This is a genomic window from Clostridium sp. CS1-1 (genome assembly GCF_056135525.1).
Window position 1 is genome coordinate 4,487,218 of record NZ_CM148680.1, and the last position, 24,464, is coordinate 4,511,681.

The following is a 24,464-nucleotide window of genomic DNA, read 5'->3' on the forward strand; positions in this document are numbered from 1 at the left end:
AATCATATTTAAGTACTCATTTATAAGATTGTAAAAACTAACTTATTTTGCTATCTGTATTACCAATTACGGAGATACATTTAAATAGTTTTTAATGAGTCTTGGCGAATTGTTTAGAAAAAGCTTAGAATTCTTCATTGTCTGAGTGACAGCGAGTTATGAAGAATTCTTACTTTTCTTTAAACAAGAACCCTAGACTCATAAAAAATATTTAACAGTGTCGAGGAATTGGTAATACAGATAGAGGCTCAAGCTAAGTTTTACTATACGCACTCTTCATTGCTTCAATTAGTGGTAATTTTACTCCAGAAAGGAATCTTACCATTGCCCCACCAGCTGTACATACATAATTAATTTTTGATGTATCAATGAAACGCTGCGCTGCACTTACTGTATCTCCTCCACCAATAACAGAGTATCCTTTAGCCTCTGCTATTGAAGTCCATATAGCCTTTGTTCCATCTTCAAATGTTTTATTTTCATATACTCCAGCAGGCCCATTAACAAATATAGTACCTGCTTTTGAAAGTTCTTCTTCAAATATTCTGATAGTTTTATGCCCTATATCCATGCACATTTCTTTCAAAGGCAAATTCTCTATAGAAATTTCTCCTCTAACCCCCGATTGCTCATATGCTAAATCTATTGGGTATACTATTTTTTCACCGTATTTTTCAAGATACTCCTTTGCAGGCTTTATGAATACATCAAGCTTTCTGTCTTTAATAAACTTTTCATTAGCCTGCCCTATATCATATCCCTTTGCCACAAGCATAATATGGCCTGTTATACCGCAACATAATATTTTGTCTGCAGTACCATTTTCTAATACTTGTTTCATCATCCCAAAAGCGTCTGATATCTTAAGCCCACCAAGTACAAATACTGAAGGTTTATCTGGGCATTCCATAACCTTTGTAAGTGCACTTAGTTCTTTAAACATAAGAGAACCTGCCGCGGTTGGAAGTAATTCTTGAAATGCTACCATAGAAGGAGCATTTCTATGGGCTGCAGCAAAAGCATCATTCACATAGCAATCTACTATTGGAGCAAGACTTCTTACTAAGTAAGTATTTAACATTTCCTTAGCTTCAAGCTTTACTGCATCCTCAAAGGTTGATATCTCTTCTGATAAATATCTAAGATTACCTAAAAGTATCAATTCACCTGTTTTTAAATTCTTAACCGCATCTTGTGCTGCTGGACCACAAACATCATCTATATACTTAACTTCTCTACCCAATCTTTGTGATAGCTTTTCTGCATGCTCTTTCATTGGTATTAGATTATGGTAGTCAAGTGTATCTCCTTGATGAGCTATTATGGCAATCTTAGCCCCCTGCTCTATGAGATATGTTAATGTAGGTATACTTTTATTTATTCTATTCTCACTTACTATCTTCTTAGTTTCAGGATCGATTGGGGAATTTACATCAAGTCTTAGTAATACCGTCTTGTTTCTATAGTCGAATTCTTCCATTGACCTTATCCCGGTTCCTATTTTTCCATCCATTTTCCCAACCCCAAATATTTATTTGTTTCTGCAACTCCTTCAAATCTATCAACTTGCATTTCCATTGCTGCTCTTATAGCATCTATATTTTCAGGAATAACTACTGATTCTTGTGGAATATTTATAGCAAACATTATATCTTTGCCAGACTTAACAACAGACTCTTCAAATAATGCTATTTCGTACATATCTCCTCTTGGATTTCCAAGATCTCTTGCGTATCTGAATAATGAAGCATTTCCTTTGAATCCATCAGCAAGTCTTACAACTCTTATTCTTGGGTGTTTACTAAACAATCCTATTAATTGCTCTTTGGATATATCTTTTTTAGGTGTAGCTAGAACAGTGATTATATGTCCATGAGTTACTGGTGTATGAACCAGTATTCCAGTTGCATCTACATGTGGCATTATTGTCATAAGATCTACTGCTTGATGACTTGGTGCCTCATCAACTTGTAATGCATTTGTAAGTCCTCTATGATAATCACCTGGGTCAGCAACACGTCTTATTATTGTAATTGCAACCTTTTCAACACCAACCTCCCTATCTAAGCAATCAACAGCCCTGATTAATCCAGTAGTATTACATGAAGTTAACTTTAAAAATTGCTGTCCAATACCTCTCTCATAATTTGCATAGCCATGGAAGAACACATCCGCAACATCATTGCTTTCTCCCCCTTGGAATATTGCTTTCTTATTATATTTTTCATAGAGCACTTTGTTCTTTGCTCCTATTCCACCAGGGCTTGCATCAAGCATAATATCTACTTTCTGTATCAAATCTTCAAGTGTTCCACTTACAGGTATTTCTGCCTCATCAAATAATTTTTGGTTATCTGGCAGAGAGTTATATAAATCGTAAGGCATTCCTTTTTCTTTTAACGCTCTTACTGAAAGCGTAGGCGCAACATCTGCAACTCCTACTAATTCCATGTCTTTTTGAAGAGCAACTCCATCAGCTAATCTTTGTCCTATAACACCATATCCGGCAACCCCTACTTTTATCATCACTAATTCCTCCTAAATTCATTTAGTTGAAACAAAATTATTTATCAATTAAACTCACTAAGTTTTTATTTAACTTGATTATTAAAATTTCTCTCAATTTACCTATCTCTAAAACTAGATATAGGCTGATTTCACATCATAAAACTCTATACGCTTTCTAACTTTATAACTATTGATTTTTAACGCAACAAAGTTAAAATATTGTAAATTTACCTAAGCAATTCTTTTGTATGCTCTTCAACCATTTCTGGAGTAACATCCTTCCTTCTAGCAACTCCTGTTTCTATAGCTGCCTTAGCTACATATGCTGCAACCTTTGGTGCTATTCTTAGATCAAATGCTTCTGGAATAACATAATCCTCTCTTAATTTGTCCTCTTCTATAAGCTCTGCTATTGCATAAGCAGCTGCAATTTTCATTTCATCATTAATTTCACTAGCTCGAACATCTAGTGCCCCTCTAAATATTCCTGGGAACGCTAGTACATTGTTAACTTGATTTGGATAATCAGAACGACCTGTGCATACTACTCTAGCACCTGCTTCTTTTGCTAAGTTTGGCAATATTTCAGGATTTGGATTTGCCATTGCCATAATTATTGAATCACTATTCATTGACTTAACCATTTCAGGTGTTACACAATTTGCTGCTGAAACTCCTACGAATACATCTGCTTCTTTTAATACCTCTGAAAGACTACCTTGCTCTAAATTAGGATTTGTTATTTCAGCAATTTCATCTTTGTATTTATTCATTCCAACTGTTCTACCTTTATATATAGAACCTTTAGTATCACAAAGTATTACATTCTTTGTTCCCATCTTTAATAAAAGTTTGGTTATAGCAGTTCCTGCTGCTCCTGCACCATTAATAACAACTTTTAAATCTTCAAATTTTTTATTGGTAATCTTTAAAGCATTAATTAAACAAGCTGAAGATACCACTGCTGTTCCATGTTGATCATCGTGAAATATTGGAATATTACATATTTCCTTTAATCTATCTTCTATTTCGAAGCACTCTGGTGCTTTAATATCCTCTAGGTTAACGCCTCCAAAGGTAGGTTCCATAAGCTTAACTGTCTCAACAATTTTGTTTATATCCTTGGTTTCTAAGCATATAGGAAAAGCATCTACTCCAGCAAATGACTTAAATAATACTGATTTACCTTCCATAACCGGCAGCCCTGCTCCAGCTCCGATATCTCCTAATCCTAGTACAGCTGTACCATTAGTTACTACTGCAACCCAATTTCCTTTTGCAGTGTAATCATATATACAATCATAGTTTTTATTGATTTCAAGACATGGTTCTGCTACCCCTGGTGTATAAGCTAGTGTCAAATCCTCTTTATTTTTTACTGGCACCTTACATCTTAATGCAATCTTCCCCTCATTATCTATGTGAAACTTTAATGCTCTCTCTCTTAATTCCATTCTACTTTTCTCCTATCTATACTTTTTATTAAAAACATATTTTTAAAGTAATAGTTTAACGATCTAGTCCTATAAGGATTAAGTATATATCTATGCACTTACATTTGTTGTGCTTACATTTGTGTTATCATTTGCACTTATTTTAGCCTTCTTTGCCGCTTGAGTTCTTAAAACATCAACGTAAACTGCTGCAATTATAACTAATCCTATGGCTACTGTTTGTAAATCTGCTGACACACCTAAAAGATTTAGTCCATTTCTTAAAACAGCCATAATCATAGCTCCTATTAATGTTCCCCATACTGTACCAGAACCACCCATAAAAGATGCTCCTCCTATAATACAAGCTGCAATAGCATCTGCATCATAATCTAAACCAGCAAGTGGGAATGCTGCGTTAACTCTTCCCACTAGAACTATCCCGCATAAAGCTGCCATAAATCCACATAGTGAATAAACTAGTATTAATGTTCTTTGTACGTTAACACCTGATAACTTTGCTGCTTCTAAATTACCTCCAACTGCATATATATATCTACCTTGTGCTGTTCTATTTAAAAACACATGAAATATCGCAAATACAGCTATAACTAGTATAAAGCTTACTGGTAATGAGCCTATTTTCTCTGAGCCCAAAAACTGGATTGACTTAGGGAATCCTGATATAGGAGAAGCCGCTGTAACAATAAGAGCTAATCCTCTTGCTACATTTTTCATAGCTAATGTCGATATGAACGGGTGTGGTAGTTTTAGTTTTGTAAGCATAATTCCATTAAGAAATCCTAGAAAAGAACCCACTGCCAAACATATTAAGATTGCTATAATAGGGTTAACATGCCAATTCATTATTGCTATCCCCATTATACAGGATGATAGTGCCAACATAGATCCAACTGATAGATCAATACCAGCAGTCAAAATAGTTAACAACATTCCAACAGAAATTAAGCTATTTAATGCGGACTGATTAGCTATATTCATTATATTTGTAAGTGTTAAAAACTGATCTGATGCAAAACTTAAGATGGCACAGAGTATTAGTAAACCTAGCACAGATCCAAATTTATTTAATGTACCCTTAAAGGACTTTTTTTCTGACAACTGAAATCTATCTTTTTTTCTACTATCTAAAATCTCTTTGTTATTTATCTCTCCCATTTAAACCCCCCCTGTAGCTGCTAACATAATATTTTCTTGGTTAGCATCTTTCCTACTTATTTCTCCAGTGATTTTACCTTCATGCATAACAAGAATTCTATCACTCATTCCTAAAATTTCGGGCAATTCAGAGGATATCATAATTACAGCTGCTCCATTTGATACTAAGTCATTTATAACATTATATACCTCAACCTTTGCACCTACGTCTATTCCTCTTGTAGGCTCATCAAAAATAAATATGTCCGCCTCAGTATTTAGCCATTTTGCTATAACAACTTTTTGCTGGTTTCCTCCACTTAATTGTCTTACAACAAACTTATCTGATGGAGGATTAATATTTAATTTTTTAATATTTTCTATACATCTTTTTTTAGATTTACTTAAACTCAACAATAGTCCAGATTTTATTTTGTTAAAAGATGAAATATTCATATTAAATGCAACAGTGTTATCAAGTATTAAGCCTTGCCCCTTTCTATCTTCTGTTAAAAACGCTATTCCTTTTTTCATTGCATCCCCTGGGGATTTTACCTTTGACTTTTTACCATGAATATATATTTCTCCTGAATCTATAGAATCCGCTCCAAATATAGCTCTTGCAACTTCTGTTCTGCCTGCACCTACCAATCCTGCTAGTCCAACTATTTCTCCTCTTCTAACACTAAAAGTTACATCCTTAAATACTCCAGTTCGTGTTAAATGTTCAACTTTTAAAATTTCTTCTCCAACTTTTGTCTCCACTTTTGGAAATTGTTGCTCTAGGTTCCTTCCAACCATCAATCTTATCAAATCTTCCGTAGTTACCTCTGTTATTGGAAGAGTCTTTACTTTTTCACCATCCCTCATAATTGTGACTCTATCACATATATCCATTATTTCATCTAGTCTATGTGATATAAATATTATAGCTATTCCTTTCCTCTTTAGATCTCTTACAGTTTTTAGTAATTCCTTTACTTCTCTACCACTTAAGCTAGATGTAGGCTCATCCATTATTAAAAGTTTTGTTTTTACGGACAATGCTTTAGCAATTTCAACCATCTGTTGTTGCCCCATTCCTAATCTATCTATACCTATTTTAGGATCGATTTCTTGGCCTAATTCTTTTAATAATTCAGAAGACTTTTCTCTCATTTCTTTGATATTAAGAAATCCATACTTTCCACTTGTTTTAATTTCTCTCCCTAAAAAAACATTCTCTGCAACAGTGAGCTGTTTAACAATATTCAATTCTTGATATATAGCTGTTATTCCTAACTCCATGGCCTGTTTCGGCCCATTAATAACAATTTCTTTACCTTCAATATATATCTTTCCCTCATCATTTTTGTGAGCACCAGTTAGTATTTTAATTAATGTAGACTTACCAGCACCGTTTTCCCCAAGTAATCCTAACACTTCTCCTGGATATACGTCTAAATCTATTGAATTTAACGCCCTAACTCCAGGAAAGACTTTTGAGACACCTTTTAACTCAATAAAGGGCTGCTTCATTATCTAAATCACCTCGATTTTAATAAACTGCTGTTCTTATAATAGTCATCTTGTTTGATAAGCCCAACGAATAGTAAATTAATATATTTATAGTTGGGCTTATCTTTTTAAAGTTAATTCACCTAGGCTATGTTCTTATAATACTTCGCTCTTAAAATTAATGAATTTTAGAAGTATTACTTTATATATATCTTATCTTCACTATTTTTTAAGTATTTTATCTAGTTCAGTTTGAGCTTGATCTACATTTTCTTTAGTTATCATTTTTGTACCGGTATCAATTCTCTTGTCAACGTTTTCCCCTTTAGCAACTTTTACAGCAGCTTCTACTCCCATCTTTCCAATATTATATGGACTTTGTGCTACTGATGCTGTAAGTTCACCTGCTTTTATCGATTTTAATGCATCTGGGGAACCATCAAATCCTACAACTACTACATCTTTTTTATTACCTTGCTTTAATGCTCTTTCTGCTCCTAGTGCCATTTCGTCATTTCCGCAGAAAACACCCTTTATATTTGGATTTGTTTGTAATAAATTCTCCATTACAGACATTGCTTTATTTCTATCACTATTAGCTGGTTGTATTGCAATAACCTTAACTCCAGCTGCTTCTAACTCCTCTTTCGCTCCATTTACGCGCTCATCTGCAGCAGCATCCCCTAGTTGTCCTCTTATAATAACAACTTCTGCTCCTTTTCCAACTTTTTCAGATAAGTATTTACCACCAAGTTTACCTCCCGCTAAGTTTCCAGTTCCAACAAATGATGCTTTTTTATCCCATTTAGCATCTGTATCTATAAGTATTACTGGAATTTTTGCTTCATTTGCTTTATCAAAAGTTGATAAAGCAGCACTAGGTTGTGATGGTGCTACTACCATAACAGATACTTTTTTTACTATTTGATCTTCCATTAATGATGTTTGTCCAGCTATATCTGTTTCATCATTAGGTCCGAGGACTTTTACATCTACCCCTAACTCTTTTGCAGCATCTAATGCTCCAGCTTGAACTATCTTCCAATAGTCACTGTTCACAGCCTTTAGTACAACTGCTACATTAGTCTTTCCTTCTTTTTGTCCTGATGCTTGCTGGCTATTATCAGCTGCTTTATTTCCGCACCCAACAAAAGCTGATGATAATACCGCTGCAATAGCAAGTATTCCTAGAATCTTTCCATACCTTTTCATTAATATTCCCCCTCTGAAAGTAAATTTAAAATTATTATAAGTTATGATTATTATAAGTACAAATTCGTAAGTTATCTTACCCTCCTTCTATTAAATAATATTTGAACTAATTTATGTAAAAAATATTTAGCACTACCTTTGTTCTAAAAAATGTGATATTATTAAACATCATACACATTTTCCAGAATATTTAATAATTTAAATTCAAATTTATAGATTAAATTAGCTTTTTATTCTAAGTTGATTAAATATAAATTTTTATTATTTTGACCTGTATATTCATGGTAATTTATTTTAACGAATATTCAAACTATTATTTTTTATTTTTTATTTGTTTTTTAAGTAATTTTATAGTATAAATATTGTTCCATTATTTAACCCATTTGGTATAATTATCTTGTTATTGTATCACATTTATAATTATTACTTTTGTTTTTAAGAGTAACACACTAAAATTTTATACATATTCTCTAATTACAATAAAATAAATAGCTTTTATTTCTGACTTTTTATTTAAATTAACACTAATGAAAGGAAGGAAGATAATGAAGAAAACCATAACAAATAGAAAGATTAACTTTAATAGTACATTTACAAAACTAATTCTATCTTACATAATACTTACCTCTGTAATACTTTCTATAGCAACAACGGTACTATATAACGGCTATAAAAATCAGGTAATCGAGAACTCAATAAATAATTCACAAAAAATATTAAATCAAGCTAGTTATTATACGGATTATACTTTGAATTGGTCCAAGCTATTTTTGTATCAATTGTACCTAAATGAAGACATATATAACTTAATGTATTACGGGAAAAACAAATACTATAATTCTAATGAAAACTCTAAAATAGTCCAGCTAAGTTCCCCATTACCATCTATTCATTCAATTTATATCTATAACAACAATAACTACAAGGTATATAGTTCTATAAGTGAAACTGTAACTATCAATAACTTTTATGATCACGATCTTTTAACTCTTTTAAATAACTCATCAGAGGGATTTAGTACAAAATTAATTCCAAGAAAAATTAACTTTACATCAAAAGATAACTTAAAATATGATCAAAATATTCTTTCCATAACATTTTCTAATACTAAAAATTCTAAAAATAATTTACCAGATGGAGCTATAGTTTTAAATTTATCTATAAATGAGATTGAAAAATACTTTAAAACTATTTCAAAAGACGAATGTGATATATTCGCTATTAATAAGACTGGTAATATAGTTTTTCACTCAAATTCAGATATGTTTCTAAAAAATATTTCTTCACTCGAATATATAAAGACTATACTTAATTCACAAAATTCAAAGGGTAGTTTTTTATCTAACATAGATGATAAGCCATGTGTAATTTCCTACAACTCTTCAGACAAACTTGGTTTAAAACTCATAGCAATAACTCCGTATAAAACATTATTAGGTAGCATTAACCAAATGAATCGTTTAATGATGTTAATATTTTTGATACTATTTCTAATTGGAATAATATCTTCTTATTTTATTTCTAAAAGAATATATTCCCCTATTGGAAAAATTATAAAAGATGTTGAAAGTAAGTTTAGCAATCATAAATTACCAAGTAAAAACAACTCAAATGAATTTGATTTTTTATCCTTAGCTATAGATACAATGTTTAACGAAAGTACCTCTCTAAAAAAACTTTCTTTTGAGGATACAAACTTTGTAAGAAACCGATTACTCGAAAGCCTTTTAGTAAATAATTTAGCAAATTTCAAAGACATCAAAATAAAGTTAGATGAATTAAATATTAAAGTATCAGAAGGAGTTAGTTTAGTTGTTTTATTTAAAATAGATGATATTGCAAAATTTTATGCTAATTCTTCGCATGAAGATAGGAAGACCTTAAGATTTGGAATATGTAATATATGTCAAGATATATTTTCAAAGGATTATAATGCTGAGTGCATTCCTATTGGCAAGAAATATATAGCACTCATTATAAATACATTAGATAAATCCAAAAGTGAAAATTTAGATTCAATTGAACTCCTTATATCAGAAATTCAAAAACATGTATTGATGTATTATAATTTATCTCTTTCTTCAGCAATTGGATGCTACGCTTATAACCTATATGAAATACCGGCCTCATATGAAGTTGCTATGAACTGCCTAAACTATACATTGAAATTTGGTCCCGGCTCTCTATTAAGTTATGATAAAATAATTCCACATATAAAAAATGATTATCGCTATTGGGATGATATTGAAACTTCCCTATTTAATGCTGTTAAATTAGGAAACCTAAAAAATGTAGAAAGTGAATTAGATAGAATACTTGAAAGAATAAGTTCCTACTCATATAGCAATATGCTCCTTGGTATATCTCAGTTAGCATTACATTCTAAAAAATTAATTGATAACTTATACAGTATTAATAATGAAGATTCAAGTATCGATCTTAAGAGCTTCTTAGATAACTTAGATAAATTAGAAACCTTTGATGAGGTGAAAAATTGGTTTATGAATCTATATGCAGACTTTATTATTCAATTAAATGAAAAGAAACTAAGTAAAAAAAATGATATTATAAAGAGTATAATAAGCTTTATTAATGAAAACTACAATAACCCAAATTTATCTATTGATACTATATCAGATTATGCAAATATTTCATCTAGTTATCTAAGATCAATATTTAAGAGTACCGAAAATAAATCACTATCTACTTATATATCAGAGTTAAGATTTAATAAAGCAAAATTTCTATTAGAAACAACTAACTTTACAGTCTCTGAAATATCTTCAGCAGTTGGCTTTACAAATAGTAACTATTTCTATACTGCATTTAAAAAAAACTATGGTATTTCTCCTAACCAATACAGAAATACCTGTAAAACAGTTTCTTCAAAATAAGCTTTTATTTATGACACTAATCAATATATTTAGTGATATATTAAAAATTCATAATTTATATTGTATAATAGTTTAATAGTGTACATTTACCCAAATTTTCATACTACGGAGGGATAACAATTGAAAACTATAGGAGTTTTAACAAGTGGTGGAGATGCACCTGGAATGAATGCTGCAATACGAGCTGTCGTAAAGTCTGCAGCTTATAATAATATTAAAGTTATAGGTATTGAAAGAGGCTATAAAGGGTTAATTGATGGAGAAATTAAACATTTAGAGGTTTCAACAGTTGAAAATATTATTGATAAAGGAGGAACTATTTTAAAAACAGCAAGATCAAAAGAATTTATGACAGAAGAAGGTCAAAAGAAAGCTCTAAATATTTTAGATGTGTTTGGGGTCGAAGGACTAGTAGTTATAGGAGGAGAGGGTTCTTTCAAGGGTGCACAAAAACTAAGCACGTCAGGTATTAAAGTTGTAGGCATACCTGCGACTATCGACAACGATTTAGGATATACAGATTATTCGATTGGTTTTGATACGACATTAAATATAGTTATAGATTGTATAAGTAAAGTACGTGATACCACCATCTCCCATGAAAAAGCTACAATTATTGAGGTTATGGGAAGATATTGTGGAGATATAGCCTTATATTCAGGAATAGCAGGTGGATCTAAAATTACTCTTATTCCAGAAAAAGGTATAGAAATTAATGCAGTCTGCCAAAAATTGATTGAAGATAAGTCTAAAGGAAACCTTAATAATATTATTATATTAGCTGAAAATATGTATGATCCATTACAACTAAAAAAAGAGATAGAAGAAAAAACTGGGATAGATACAAGGGTTACTATGCTTGGTTTTATACAAAGAGGTGGTAGTCCATCTGCTTTTGATAGAGTTCTTGCTAGTAGGATGGGTGCTAGAGCCGTTGATTTATTGATAAAACAAGACTCCTCTAAAGCAATTGGCATTAAGGGTAATTCAATTATTGATGTAGATATAGAAGAAGCTATTTGTACTAAAAAAGAGTTACATAGTGAGTGTTATGACTTATTAGAAAAGTTTTCTTTATACTAGTTTGTTTCTATAACTGTTTCATTTAAAAAAGCTGTAAGAAAAAACTTATTAAAGTTATTTTCTTACAGCCTTAAATTATTTTAAAATTAAGCTATATTATCATCAGCTTTTTTAAATTTATCTTTTCTTGATAAATATACAGGATATCCTATTAATGTAGCTATTAATCCTAGTCCTGCGTTCATAGGTTGTGTAAATAGAGTATTTAATATTATATATAAACCTCCAATAATAGCTATAGCTGGTACTATAGGATATAAAGGAACTTTATATGGTCTGTGTAAGTTTGGTTGATTCTTTCTAAGAGTAAATAAAGCAAAGAATGTCATAACATAGAATATCCAAATTACGAATATTAATAAGTCTGTTAACTGGTCAAACTTACCTGAGAATATTAATAGTATTGATATTATACCTATTAATATACCGCTGTTTATAGGTGTTTTAAAAGTTGGGTGTAATTTTGCTAACCAATTACTTCCTGGTAACTTGTTTTCAACTGCTAATGAATATGGAATTCTCATTCCTGTTAATATATATCCATTTAGAGCTCCAAAAATTGAAACTAGAATACCTACAGTAATAATTTTTCCACCTGATGGTCCAAAAATTATTTTAGCTACTTCAGCAGCTGGTGTTTTAGTTGCAGCAAGAGCACTTGCAGGTAATACGAATAAATAAGCTACGTTTATTAATAAATAAACTGCCATAACTAGTGATAAACCACCAATAATTGCTTTTGGTAAATCTCTAGCAGGATTTTTCATTTCTCCAGCTATCGCTCCAACGTTTATCCATCCATCATAGGCAAACATCGTAGCTACAAGAGCTGATCCAAGACTTGTACCGATTGGGTGATTAGCAGCTGTCACTGGGAATAATCTTACTACTCCACCATCACCTTTCATTAGACCAACTATTATTATTGCAAATAGCGGAACTAACTTACCTAGAGTTGCAACAGTTTGTATAGCTCCACCTGTCTTTGATCCTAGTGAATTCATACATATTAAGAATATAGTAGTTATAATTGCTATTGGAACTATCATTCCATCAGTAAGGCCTAATAATGAAACAACCTGTGTTCCAAATATTATTGCTATCGCAGCTATATTAGCTGGGAAATATATTACTGTTTGAGCCCATCCTAAAAGATAACCCCAAAGGTCTCCATAAGTTTCAGTTAAGTATGCTATCATACCACCTGTTTTAGGAATCGCTGCAGCTACTTCAGCAGCTGTAAGACCACCTGCTACAGATATAATTCCACCTAGAACCCAAGCAATCATACCTAATCCTGGCGCACCTGTTGCAGTAAATACAGCCGTAGGTTTAAAGAAAACTCCTGAACCTATAACCATACCTATAACGATTGCAAGGGCGGGTACGAGACCAATCTCTTTTTTTAATTCATCTTTACTCATTTTTTGACTTACCTCCCTACAAAATTTAATAATAATACATATTTTCATTCCGATAAAATATTAACATGATTTACATGTTAAATCAAGTACAATTTTCGCAATAATTTTATTTTTATCTGAAAATTTACATTAATTTTCATAATAAGTATAATTTAGTTATAAAACTAGTGTCTAAAAGTTGTTTTTTGCAATATGTTGTTTGCAAAACTGCTATTTACTCAATTAATCGACTAATTATTTTAATTTGAATAGTTTAACCTTTAAAACATGTGAATCAAAACATTCACATTCTTTTTTATATTGTATGAAATTTTACAAAATTCTTGCTATGTTTCTTTTATGAATTAACAATTATGTTCATAATAAAAATTAACTTTAACAAAATTATCTCAAGTAAATTGCCAAACAGTTAAATATAACTTTAGTTTTAAACGTTGAATATATTCTATTTGTGAAAGATGAATCTATACTTTTTACCTTTTTCAACTATACAAGTGAACAGAAAAGTTTGTCATATTCAAGAGATTTTTGTAACATATTTTCATTTCATTCATTTTAGTAAACCTATATTTTTCATCCACAAATTTAAGAGTATTATAAATAAATTTTCACATAATATCTCTCCTCTTATTAAACAACTACTAAGCAGTTTTTACGATTTATATTTTAATAACAGTATTATATCCACCTCACTTTTGTAATTATTTAAACTTACTACCTAAGTTAAAACTTTACCTGAATCTCGCATTTCAACAAGTTCATGAGGATAAGGCTCGAAAAAACTTTGATTAATAGTAGCTTTATCATTAAACCTTATTACATAACTCTTTAATAAATACAAAGGAACAGTAAATGGTATATTTCCCTTTCTATACTTTTCAATAGTGTCTAGCATAAACTTTTTTTCTTTTTCACTGAGCTCATTTATATATTCTCCTAAAACATTTATCATTATACTAATGTTTGAGGTATACCTTGGTACTCTAGTTAAAATTAAAGATAAACTATATTCGTAATTGCTAAAAAGCTCTTCAACATTAGTTGCTTTGATATTCTTTAATATAGCATCAAGTTTTTTAAACTCTTTTTTATTATAACAGGCAAATAACAATCTATTATTATCATGAAAATTCATCAATGCTTTAATAGACTTTAAGTTTTTAATATTTCTAAACTTTGACATAGTATATAGCTTAGTTAGAAAATGCTCTCTAATTTTATAATTCTTAAGTCTTCCCTCATCCTCTACGGCTAAGTAAGAATACTTATTTAGAACTTCTCCTCCAAATACCCCCATACCCTTTATTGATCTCGCTTCTTTGCTCATGTTATTATAGATTCTTACATCTTTAATTCCACAAGATGGCGATCTAGATTTCAATATAAATCCATCAACTTCATTGAGATTATCTAGAAAGCTTCTTGAAAAACTATACATTTCTTTTGATAATTCTCTTCCTGTTTTAGGTTGAATAATTCTATTATGTTCGTTTACATTAACTATCCTTATAGATTCTCTAGGTATCTGTAAGCCAATTTCAACCTCAGGACATACTGTTATAAAATTTACGAAATCTTTAAGCCTTTGGACAAAGTCATCTTTCTGCATTTGCCCATTATATCTGCAAGCATCAAATCCCAGACACTTACTCACTACCACAGTAGGTTTTATATTCATCAAAGTCAACCCCTTATTTTTTATTGACACCTGCTAATACTAATCCTAAGTTATATTCTCTGCAATATTTTTTTTTATATTACTTAAAATTTCAATATAAGCACCTAACTAAAATCAGATTCCATAAAATAACTTTTGACAATTGATAATTTTTATTATATAGTATAACTAATTATATAGTAAGGATGGTGTATATGGATAACCTCGCAAGTATCTTTAGAGAAAAAAAATTAAAACTTACTCCTCAGCGTATTGCTGTTTATAAATATCTACAATCTACGAACGAACACCCATCTGCTGAAACAATATACAAGGCTTTACAACCAGAATATCCTACAATGAGCTTAGCTACAGTTTATAAGGCTTTGAAAACATTGGTTGAAGTAGATTTAGTTCAAGAGCTAAATGTAGGTGAAGGTAATTTTAGGTATGATGGAAAGATATGTCCTCACTCCCATATTCAATGTCTAAACTGTGGTAAAGTTGATGATGTTGAAGGAATTTGCTTTACAGATTTAAATGATAAAGTAAAGAATCTTACTGATTACGATATAGTAACCAATCAGATTTATTTTTACGGTGTATGTAAATCTTGCAAACAGGATTCCGAAGAGATTTAGGTCAATCTAAACAACTTTTTATAATTAAGTTGTTTAGATTAATCGCCTAACCAATATGTTTAAATATCCTAAATGAAGAATCAGGTATATTAAATTTATACCTGATTTTTTATTTATATTTAAGTTTACTCAATATCTAATAAGTCTCATCTACGGCTTCTTGCCATTCTTTTTTACTCTGCTTTCCTGAAAGCAATTCATCTATTTTTGAGGATATGCTACTCTTTAACTTTTCAGGTATGTTATATACATATGCTACACTATCTTCTGTACTATTTTCAAGATGTTGTATAATACTACCTTTAACTCCAGTATCTTTAGAATTATTAAGTTTTTTGTTTCCTGTAATAAATCCCTTATCTGATAATTTTTTCTGACCTTCATCACCTAGCGCAAACTTAATAAAACTAGTTACCTCTTCACCATTTTTATGATTTATAGGTATGCACATAATAGAGCTCGAAATTACTGGAACATTTAATTTTACTGAAGAATCACCTAGGTTATCACCTAACACTTTTATATTATCATCTTTAAGACTACTAGCATAATAAGATGAACAAATCAACAATGGTATGTCTCCTTTAACGAACTTATTTACAGTGCTTTCATTACCAAGTTCAAATGTATTTTTATTTATTCCTCCTGATTTTGTTAACTCTCCTAGTGTATCAAAAGCTTGCTGCATCTCAGTTAACGATTTGTAAGCAGTAGCACCACTATCATATACACTTTCTAATTTTCTCATGCTAACATTATTGTTGACAATAATAGAGAATAAAGTACTATTTATATCTAAATCTTCTGTTATTGCAACTGGTATCCTTTTACCTGCATCATTTAGTTTCTTTAATATATCTTTTAAATCATTAATAGTAGCCGGAGGTTTAATATTCAACTTATCAATGGCGTTCTTATTGTATAGAACTTCTATTGTATAAGGTATTAATGGTATACCATAATATTTATCATTAAATCTTCCGTAAGCTTTAACAACTGTATAGTACCTCTCATTTACCTTATTTTCGTCGAAATAGTTTCCCATATCACTTAAAAGTCCTTTTTTACTTAATTTAATCATATTATTTCTAGACGTAAAGATAATATCTCCTTCTCCTCCCTTACTTATATCTTCTTCTATTTTTCCTCCAATGGCATTATTAATATTAACCTTAACTTTAGAATTGGACTTTTTATATTCTTCTGATATTAATTTAAGTATGTTCAAAGATTCATTATCTTTGCTATCTACATATATATTTAGCTGTCTTTCTTTAGATGATTCTTGTTTTTTATTACATCCCGCCAACCCCATTGCAAATGTTATTATCAAAAATATTAGTAGGATTCTTTTTTTACAAATCATATTTTCCTCCTTTCATCACTTTAGTATTAATGGAATACTTAGTCACTCATACTAAACAAGAGATGTATTGTAAATTTATTTTGTGCATAATAATTAAATATATAATAACTTCATATAATTAAATGGAGGTGAAATATATGAAACTAAGGGTAATATTTCTAAAGAAAAAACTTATCTACTTTTTAATTTTGACATTGATACTATTTATATTACTAATGATTCTACTTTTTTCAAAAAACTACTCTTCTACTTCTAACAAGGTTTTTAATGGTAAGTCAATAAAAGCAGACTTAAACGGTGATGGAAAGGAGGACATACTGTCTGTGAAAAAAGACGGAGTAAAATATACTCTTGAGGTAAAAACAAAAGATGAAAGCTTCTCTATTAAACCAGATAAAAATTCTCCACCAATTGGTTATTATTCTACTTACTGGCCAATGCGTGTAACTCTCATGGATGTATCTCGCGATAAAATTCCCGAGATCTTTGTTCAGGCCTCTAATAAAGATAATCCAGTACAACATATTTTTATTTGGAATAATGGTAAATTCGAAAACATATTTTCAAATTCAAATAACATATTAGGGTTTGTAGATTGTAAAAACAATAAAACTCCAAAGGTTATTTCTGGAGTTTTACAAGATGATAATATCTCCTTATCTAATTATATATTTTTAAACTATAAGTTTAAAAATTATAATTATGATAGTATTAATACATTCATGGGGAAGGATACCATTTGTTCATTTATTAAATTTGTACAAGGGCTTCCGTACAACGAAGCTTATAGACCGCAAGAAATATTCATTCCAACTCTAGATAAATCAAGTTTATCTGTAATAGATAGGCTAGCTGGTGAAAATAATACTTATGTTTTTCAGGATGGTTTTTTTACCGAAAATAAATGTAATAAAGATGGTAGCGTATCTGAAGCACTCTGGACTCTTAATTTTAGAGGAACTTCAAATATAAATAAAAACACTATAAAAAATTATTCTGTTAATATATTACTAACCACTGATGTAAATAGTAAGGAGACCTTTTATTTTAAAATTAGTTCTATGTACTTTAAATAACTACAACAAAAAGGGACCGTTTTGCGGTCCCAAGGGGGATGGGGGGTTATTACATCAAATGAAGATTAAATCATCTGATGTTTATGGAGATTTTATCTCCGTATTACATTTATTATAATACCCCATTTCCTAAAGTTTATTCACTGTAATATGAAATTTTTAATATCTTTTTTGCATTTCTTCTAATTCATTTTTCATCTCTTCTCTAAGCTCTTGTGGTTCAAGAACTTCAGCATTTTTACCGAATCCCATTACCCACCTTTTTATCTCGTCAGTTTCGTCTAAATATATGGTAAACATTAATGATCCATCATCCAAGCATTCTAGTTCCTGACTAATATGCCATTTTCCATCCTTTATAAATGAAGCAACTTCTGCTCCAAATTTTATAGTAACTTTAGTTTTGTTTCCTTTAAATAATCCCCAATTATTTTTCAAATAATCTTTTAGAGAAAAGTCGTGAGGTCGCATATATATTTCATCTGTTATTTTAATATCTTTAATTCCTAATATCTTAAAGGTTTCTACGTTATCTTTTCTGTGGCAATATCCTATTACGTACCACGCACCTTCTTTAAATATTAGGTTATAAGCATCCAATTTTTCAAGATTAACACTATTCTTATTTATAGAAAAATAATTTATACTTAGCGCTCTCCCTCTACTCATTGCATAATTAATCTTTGAAATTTTATCTTCAAGGCTTTGTAAGTTTCCAATTTCATTTATTTTAAAAGTATTATTATCATTCAAATCTTTCAACTCATTATCGCTATTAATGCATAAACTCTTTACTTTTTCTACAGCACTCTGCAAGTCCTTTTCATGCATAAATCCATTTTCCAATGTTAAAATTTGAGATGCCATTAATAATGATTGTAATTCTTCCTCTCTAAGCTTTGATGGCTTCATATAGAATTCTTCATCTATATAAAAGCCGCCATATCTACCCTTTTTGGTATGAACAGGTATACTAGCCATATTTAGGCTATTTATATATCTATATATAGTTTTTTTATCAACTTCTAAAGTTTCCGCTAATTCTGATGCAGTCGTTAGACCTTTATATTGTAGTGTAATTAACATTTCAAGCAAGTGAGATATTTTCGACATATTTTTTACCCCCATAATAATTTTTATACTAATCTTTACTTATATCGTCCTTTTTTCTATTTTTTTGAGACTATTTTTGTATAAATTTAAAGTAAATTATTGTAATCATTCATTATTATGGGCTATAAGTTACAATATGATTTCATTTAGCCATGTAGTTTTATTAGCTACTTACAATTATCTTGTTCACTATATTACTAACTGTTGTCATCTAACATATAGCTTAGTATACTATCTTCAAAAATATACTTTTATTTTTTTGTGTCAAATCTTCCAAAAATGAATAGTATATACTATGAAACATTTAAAAGACAAATAAAGTTTATAAACACAAGATTAAATAAAGTTAAAACAAAAGATATAAAGTGAAAAATCAAAAATAAAACCACAGCCCAGAAAGGGGGGTTAGAGTATGCATGATAAACAATTACTAGCATTAGCAGCTCTAATAGGATTATTTCTATTAATATTTAATAGAAGAAAAGGTGCTTTCCTTGCTATCCTAGCTGTACTTGCTATATTAATCATCTGCGGTTGCAATTCTGGAAGACGCTAGTAGTCTAAATGCAACTTTCAGTAAAATGAATTCTGTCCATTAGCTTAAGATAAAAGTACTCATGTACCTGTGAATCAGGTTGTAGTTATTTGCTACAACCTATTATGAACCTTAGGCTAATTAGTAACTTAAGAACTAAAGTAATATAAACTAAGGATATAAAGTGAAAAGACTAAAATAAAACCACAGCCCAGAAAGGGGGGTTAGAGTATGCATAACGGAGGAGCAGTATCATTGGCAGCTATAATAGCATTAATTCTATTAGGATGCGGCAACAAGAGAAAAAGTGCTATGTTAGCTATTCTAGTTGTACTTGCGGTTATAATAGTTTGCGGATGCGGATTTAGTCATCATCATCACCGTTGCTAACTTAAGTTTAAATTTCCATAGGAGAGCTTAAAAAGCTCTCCTTAATATAAAGGAGTGATATAATGGGAAAACATCGCAAAAAAAGCTTTGTTGATAATATTAATATAGGCGAATTGTTAAAAAACTTAGATTTAAACCAAATTATTTCCCTACTTTCCTCATTTGTAGGCGCTAACAACATGACTACAGATCAATTAAGTTCAATGCTTCGCAACTTTGACTTAAATGATATAAATAAAGGTAATAATTCTGGTTCGGTGGATCTAGATAAATTAAGAACTCAATTATCAGCTATCGCAGATAAACTAGATGAAGTAGAAAAAGGTCAAAACAGAAATGTTCAAGACGAATTACTAAACGCTATAAAGACTATCCAACAGTCTCCTGAAGATAAGAATGAGTTAATGGGATTTTTAAAGTCAAGTTTGGGATCTGATGATAGTAGAGGAGACAGAAAAGATAAGAGAGGCAAAAATAGATAACATCATCTTATTTACACATAAAATAAAGACATGTGGATTTTATAGAAACATGTCTTTATTATTTATTATATTTTAAATTTTAATTGTTCCTAACTTCTCCAATAATAACATCATTGTAGTAATAAAATTAAACATAAAATGATTAAATACCGAATACCAGTATCCCCTTTTTTGTATTAAGTAGCAGTTATATATTCCAATCCACACCAGCAAGGGAAATGCTCTTACATTAAAGTGAATAAATCCAAATATTATACTGCTTAATATAGCCGCGAGATATATACCAATCCTTGGTCTAAATACTTTTTCAAATATCAACCATCTAAATACGAATTCTTCAAGAACTGGGGCAAATATTATAACCACCGGAACAATTATTAGAAATTTGTTTAAAGGCATATTTGACATCCAAGTAACTACTTCTTGTTGTTCCACCTGTACCTTATATTTCGAAAGAATAATTGTTTCGAGTATTGATATTAAAATTGTCACTAAGTAAGAAACTATTGTTAACTTTATAGCTAAAAACAAGTTGAATTTTTTTATACTAAACTTAAATCTTTCGTAATCTTCTCTAACTCTAGTACTTATGGTTGGTTTATCATAATTCATATCATATGATGTTGAATATTGATTTCTAAAAGTATCGTAGTTGCTATTAGTAGATTTTAAATATCTAATGTTAAATAGTACAAGAATAAAGGGAAGCAGATTCTGAGTAAAAAATGAAAATACAATGTATAAGATACTTATTAATACCAGTAGTATTTTCCCTCTATGCTTTTCTCTCCAAAATCTTATGAATAAAATAAGTGGAGGAATATAAACAAATATAAATACAAGGGCATCTTTCATCAAATCGATATTAGTCATCTTATTTTCTCCCTATTTACTTCTTGCTAACAATATTAATAAGATTTTCTCAAACTAAAGCTATTCCTCAATTTTACTTTCGTTATCTGCCAATGTCCTTTCTATAACCTCTAAAAGCTCCTCTTTTCCTAGTCTTTTAAGGGAGGAGAAGGTTACCAGTTCATCAGTTTTTTTCAATTGCAGCGTATCTTTAATCATCTTTAAATTCTTCTGAAGTTCATTCTTAGTTAGCTTATCGATTTTTGTGGCAACAATAACAGCATCATAGTTGTAATGCTTAATCCACTCATACATGATTATATCATCTTCAGATGGTTTATGCCTACAATCCACGAGAAGTGCTATCTTTTTTAACTGGTGTCTTTTCAGTAGGTATGTTTCAATTACCTTTCCCCAGCCTTTTTTCTCCTCTTTTGAAACCTTTGCATAACCGTATCCTGGCAAATCAACAAAGTAAAATTCATTATTAATTAAAAAGAAATTTACTAACCTTGTCTTTCCTGGTGTACCACTAACTTTAACTAGTTTCCTTCTATTTGTTAAGGTATTTATAAGGGATGATTTCCCAACATTTGATCTTCCAACAAAGGCTATTTCAACCCTTTCATCTGTAGGATATTGGGATTCCAATACTGCTGAAGTTATAAATTCAGATTGTTTTATTTCCATAAACTCATCTCCGTCTAAAAGTTTTTACTTTACTATCATATTATTTAAATTAGTAGTCCTACTCGGTTTTAACTAATGCATTATCTAATACTATATCAATATTATCTGCTGCAATATACTTTAGTTTACTCTTAACAGTCTTAGGTAATTTAAATAAATCTTTTTCATTATCTTTAGGTATTATTATTGTATCAATCCCAGCTCTAAAAGCAGCAAGGCTCTTTTCCTTAAGCCCTCCAATGGCTAATACTCTACCTGTCAATGTTATTTCTCCAGTCATAGCTACATTATGTTTAACCTTTCTACCACTTAATGCAGATACCATTGCTGTAATCATAGTTACTCCGGCAGATGGTCCATCTTTAGGCACAGCTCCCTCTGGAACATGTATATGTACATCTTTATTTTTATAGAACTCTTCTTCGGCACCGTATTTTTTTGCATTGGCCCTTACATAACTATATCCAGCTTTTGCTGACTCCTTCATTACATCACCAAGCTGACCAGTTAATTCTAGTCTTCCTGTACCAGGCATAACAGTTACTTCTACAGGCAAAGTATCTCCTCCATATCCTGTCCATGCCATTCCCATTACAACACCTATTTTATCCTCAGCATCTGCTTTATCATAAGTGTACACCTCTGGACCGAGATAACTTTTAACTTTATTAGTAGTAAGAATTATACTATCCTTATCTTTTTCCAAAAGTTCAGCTATAGATTTTCTTATTACTGCAGAACATTTTCTTTCTAAATTTCTAACTCCTGATTCCCTTGTATAGTGATCAATTATGTATTGTATGGATGAATCAGAGAACTTAACTTTATTTTCATCAATTTCATGTTCTTTCAGTTTCTTTGGTACTAAGTGATTTTTACAAATATGGAATTTTTCTTCACCTGTATACCCCGAAACATCTATAACTTCCATTCTATCAAGTAAAGGTCTAGGTATAGTTTCCAAGCTATTTGCAGTTGTAATAAACATTACATTAGATAAATTAAAATCTAACTCAAGATAATGATCTCTAAATGTACTATTTTGTTCTGCGTCAAGCACCTCTAAAAGCGCATCTGCTGGATCCCCTCTAAAATCATTACTCATCTTGTCTATTTCATCTAATAGAAATAAAGGATTCTTTGATTTTGCTTGCTTCATTCCATAAATTACTCTTCCCGGTATGGCTCCTACATAAGTCTTTCTATGGCCTCTTATCTCCGCCTCATCTCGAACTCCACCTAATGACATTCTTACGAAGTTTCTATTTAATGCATTTGCAATAGATTTAGCTATAGATGTTTTACCTACTCCTGGAGGTCCAACTAAGCAAAGTATAGGACCTCTTAATGAATTACTCATTTTTTTAACTGCCAGATACTCAATTATCCTATCTTTTACATCCTCAAGGCCGTAATGTTCATTTTCTAACACTTGTCTAGCCGCTTTTATATCTAGGTTGTCTTTAGTTTCAGTATTCCAAGGTAAATCAAGAATCCAATCTAAATAAGTCCTTATTGTTCCACCTTCAGCGGAATAAGTTCCACTGTTTTTTAGTCTGTCTAACTCATACAAAGCTTTTTCTTTAACAGCCTTTGGAAGTTTCGCCTTGTTAATTCGAGTTTTATATTTATTTATTTCCTTTTTATCTTCGTCTTCCTCTCCAAGCTCTTCCTGTATAGCCTTAAGTTGTTCTCTTAAATAATATTCTTTCTGAACTTTATCAATTTTACCCTTTACCTTTAGTCCTATTTTTCTTTCCAGTTTTAAAATATCTACTTCATTTCTTAATATACCAAGCAATTTTTGAAGTCTTTCTTCTATATTGTAACATTCTAATAATTCCTGCTTACTCTGTTGTTTTAGCATTAAGTGGGAACTTATAGTATCGGAAAGTCTTCCTGGTTCCTCTAACTCTTCCAACATTAATATAGCTTCCATTGGTATATTGGATACTAAATTCACATACTCATCAAAACTCTTTCTAACAGAACGAATAAGTGCTTCACATTTTTTATCTTCAGCACACTCCTTGTCTTCTAGAATTTCAACCTTTGCCTTAAAAAAAGGCTCTTGTTCAATATATTCTTTCAGAATTCCTCTAGTTTCACCTTCAACTAATACCCGTACGGTATCTCCAGGAAGTTTAAGTATTTGTCTTATATTACAAACTGTTCCTATAGTAAAAATATCATCTTCAGTAGGTTCTTCAATTTTCGCTTCCTTCTGCGCAACTAAAAACACCTTTTGATCCACAAGCATTGCTTCTTCAAGTGCAAGTATTGATTTCTCTCTACCGACGTCAAAATGCAAAACCATGTATGGAAATATAGTAATACCTCTTAAAGGAATTAGAGGAAGAACTTTTTCATTTTTATCCATATTTCTCCCCTCACTTTGATAAATTAAATTTGTTAAATAAATAAGTATATAGTTTGACTAATATATTATAACC

20 protein-coding genes are annotated in these 24,464 nt (G+C 30.5%); 7 read left to right on the forward strand and 13 right to left on the reverse strand.

Annotation, left to right across the window (positions count from 1 at the left end):
- Nucleotides 1-253 precede the first annotated feature (253 nt).
- The 6 genes from AC0N0V_RS21225 to AC0N0V_RS21250 form a co-directional block, all read right to left on the reverse strand.
- Nucleotides 254-1,513 (reverse strand): phosphoglycerate kinase, encoded by a 1,260-nt coding sequence (locus AC0N0V_RS21225; protein WP_474460876.1) that lies wholly within the window; start codon nt 1,511-1,513, stop codon nt 254-256.
- Complete coding sequence (locus AC0N0V_RS21230) at nt 1,498-2,526, reverse strand: type II glyceraldehyde-3-phosphate dehydrogenase (RefSeq protein WP_474460877.1); 1,029 nt, start codon at nt 2,524-2,526, stop codon at nt 1,498-1,500. The genes AC0N0V_RS21225 and AC0N0V_RS21230 overlap by 16 nt, the downstream gene beginning before the upstream one ends.
- Before the next feature lie 209 nt (nt 2,527-2,735).
- Nucleotides 2,736-3,962, reverse strand: a complete 1,227-nt coding sequence (locus AC0N0V_RS21235) for an NAD(P)-dependent malic enzyme (RefSeq protein WP_474460879.1) — start codon at nt 3,960-3,962, stop codon at nt 2,736-2,738.
- 90 nt (nt 3,963-4,052) lie between these two features.
- Nucleotides 4,053-5,120, reverse strand: a complete 1,068-nt coding sequence (locus AC0N0V_RS21240) for an ABC transporter permease (protein ID WP_474460880.1) — start codon at nt 5,118-5,120, stop codon at nt 4,053-4,055.
- A complete protein-coding gene (locus AC0N0V_RS21245) occupies nt 5,121-6,617 on the reverse strand; it encodes a sugar ABC transporter ATP-binding protein (RefSeq protein ID WP_474460881.1) in 1,497 nt (498 codons plus the stop codon).
- A 201-nt stretch (nt 6,618-6,818) separates the two neighbouring features.
- Nucleotides 6,819-7,808 (reverse strand): sugar ABC transporter substrate-binding protein, encoded by a 990-nt coding sequence (locus AC0N0V_RS21250; RefSeq protein WP_474460882.1) that lies wholly within the window; start codon nt 7,806-7,808, stop codon nt 6,819-6,821.
- Nucleotides 7,809-8,353: 545 nt separating this feature from the next.
- Here AC0N0V_RS21250 and AC0N0V_RS21255 point away from each other — a divergent pair.
- Nucleotides 8,354-10,702 carry a helix-turn-helix domain-containing protein gene (locus AC0N0V_RS21255; RefSeq protein ID WP_474460884.1) on the forward strand — a complete coding sequence of 783 codons (2,349 nt, stop codon included), beginning with the start codon at nt 8,354-8,356 and terminating at the stop codon, nt 10,700-10,702.
- A gap of 120 nt (nt 10,703-10,822) precedes the next feature.
- On the forward strand, nt 10,823-11,785 hold the full coding sequence (gene pfkA, locus AC0N0V_RS21260) for a 6-phosphofructokinase (protein WP_474460886.1): 963 nt from the start codon (nt 10,823-10,825) through the stop codon (nt 11,783-11,785).
- 86 nt (nt 11,786-11,871) lie between these two features.
- On the opposite strand, the gene AC0N0V_RS21265 is transcribed toward pfkA, so the two are convergent.
- A complete protein-coding gene (locus tag AC0N0V_RS21265; RefSeq protein ID WP_474460888.1) occupies nt 11,872-13,209 on the reverse strand; it encodes an APC family permease in 1,338 nt (445 codons plus the stop codon).
- A 718-nt stretch (nt 13,210-13,927) separates the two neighbouring features.
- On the reverse strand, nt 13,928-14,887 hold the full coding sequence (locus tag AC0N0V_RS21270; RefSeq protein ID WP_474460890.1) for a YbgA family protein: 960 nt from the start codon (nt 14,885-14,887) through the stop codon (nt 13,928-13,930).
- Nucleotides 14,888-15,081: 194 nt separating this feature from the next.
- Here AC0N0V_RS21270 and perR point away from each other — a divergent pair, with 194 nt between their 5' ends.
- A complete protein-coding gene (gene perR / locus AC0N0V_RS21275) occupies nt 15,082-15,507 on the forward strand; it encodes a transcriptional regulator PerR (RefSeq protein WP_474460892.1) in 426 nt (141 codons plus the stop codon).
- Between the two features lie 136 nt (nt 15,508-15,643).
- On the opposite strand, the gene AC0N0V_RS21280 is transcribed toward perR, so the two are convergent.
- Nucleotides 15,644-16,873, reverse strand: a complete 1,230-nt coding sequence (locus AC0N0V_RS21280; RefSeq protein WP_474460894.1) for an ABC transporter substrate-binding protein — start codon at nt 16,871-16,873, stop codon at nt 15,644-15,646.
- Between the two features lie 137 nt (nt 16,874-17,010).
- On the opposite strand from AC0N0V_RS21280, the gene AC0N0V_RS21285 reads away from it, so the two are divergent.
- Complete coding sequence (locus AC0N0V_RS21285; protein WP_474460895.1) at nt 17,011-17,949, forward strand: FG-GAP repeat domain-containing protein; 939 nt, start codon at nt 17,011-17,013, stop codon at nt 17,947-17,949.
- A gap of 159 nt (nt 17,950-18,108) precedes the next feature.
- On the opposite strand, the gene AC0N0V_RS21290 is transcribed toward AC0N0V_RS21285, so the two are convergent.
- Nucleotides 18,109-19,062, reverse strand: a complete 954-nt coding sequence (locus AC0N0V_RS21290) for a helix-turn-helix transcriptional regulator (RefSeq protein ID WP_474460896.1) — start codon at nt 19,060-19,062, stop codon at nt 18,109-18,111.
- Between the two features lie 412 nt (nt 19,063-19,474).
- Here AC0N0V_RS21290 and AC0N0V_RS21295 point away from each other — a divergent pair, with 412 nt between their 5' ends.
- From AC0N0V_RS21295 to AC0N0V_RS21305, 3 genes are all read left to right on the forward strand, one after another.
- Entirely contained in the window at nt 19,475-19,618 is a 144-nt protein-coding gene (locus AC0N0V_RS21295) for a hypothetical protein (protein WP_474460898.1), read from the forward strand.
- A 210-nt stretch (nt 19,619-19,828) separates the two neighbouring features.
- Nucleotides 19,829-19,987: a hypothetical protein gene (locus tag AC0N0V_RS21300; RefSeq protein ID WP_474460900.1), complete on the forward strand. Its 159-nt coding sequence runs from the start codon at nt 19,829-19,831 to the stop codon at nt 19,985-19,987.
- Nucleotides 19,988-20,049: 62 nt separating this feature from the next.
- Nucleotides 20,050-20,469, forward strand: a complete 420-nt coding sequence (locus tag AC0N0V_RS21305; RefSeq protein ID WP_474460902.1) for a hypothetical protein — start codon at nt 20,050-20,052, stop codon at nt 20,467-20,469.
- 72 nt (nt 20,470-20,541) lie between these two features.
- Here the strand turns inward: AC0N0V_RS21305 and AC0N0V_RS21310 are convergent, their stop codons facing one another.
- Genes AC0N0V_RS21310 through lon form a run of 3 tightly spaced genes read right to left on the reverse strand, consistent with a single transcriptional unit; the run spans nt 20,542 to nt 24,391 of the window.
- On the reverse strand, nt 20,542-21,342 hold the full coding sequence (locus tag AC0N0V_RS21310) for a lysostaphin resistance A-like protein (RefSeq protein WP_474460903.1): 801 nt from the start codon (nt 21,340-21,342) through the stop codon (nt 20,542-20,544).
- 60 nt (nt 21,343-21,402) lie between these two features.
- A complete protein-coding gene (yihA, locus tag AC0N0V_RS21315; protein WP_474460904.1) occupies nt 21,403-22,011 on the reverse strand; it encodes a ribosome biogenesis GTP-binding protein YihA/YsxC in 609 nt (202 codons plus the stop codon).
- 58 nt (nt 22,012-22,069) lie between these two features.
- Entirely contained in the window at nt 22,070-24,391 is a 2,322-nt protein-coding gene (gene lon / locus AC0N0V_RS21320; protein ID WP_474460906.1) for an endopeptidase La, read from the reverse strand.
- Nucleotides 24,392-24,464 lie beyond the last annotated feature (73 nt).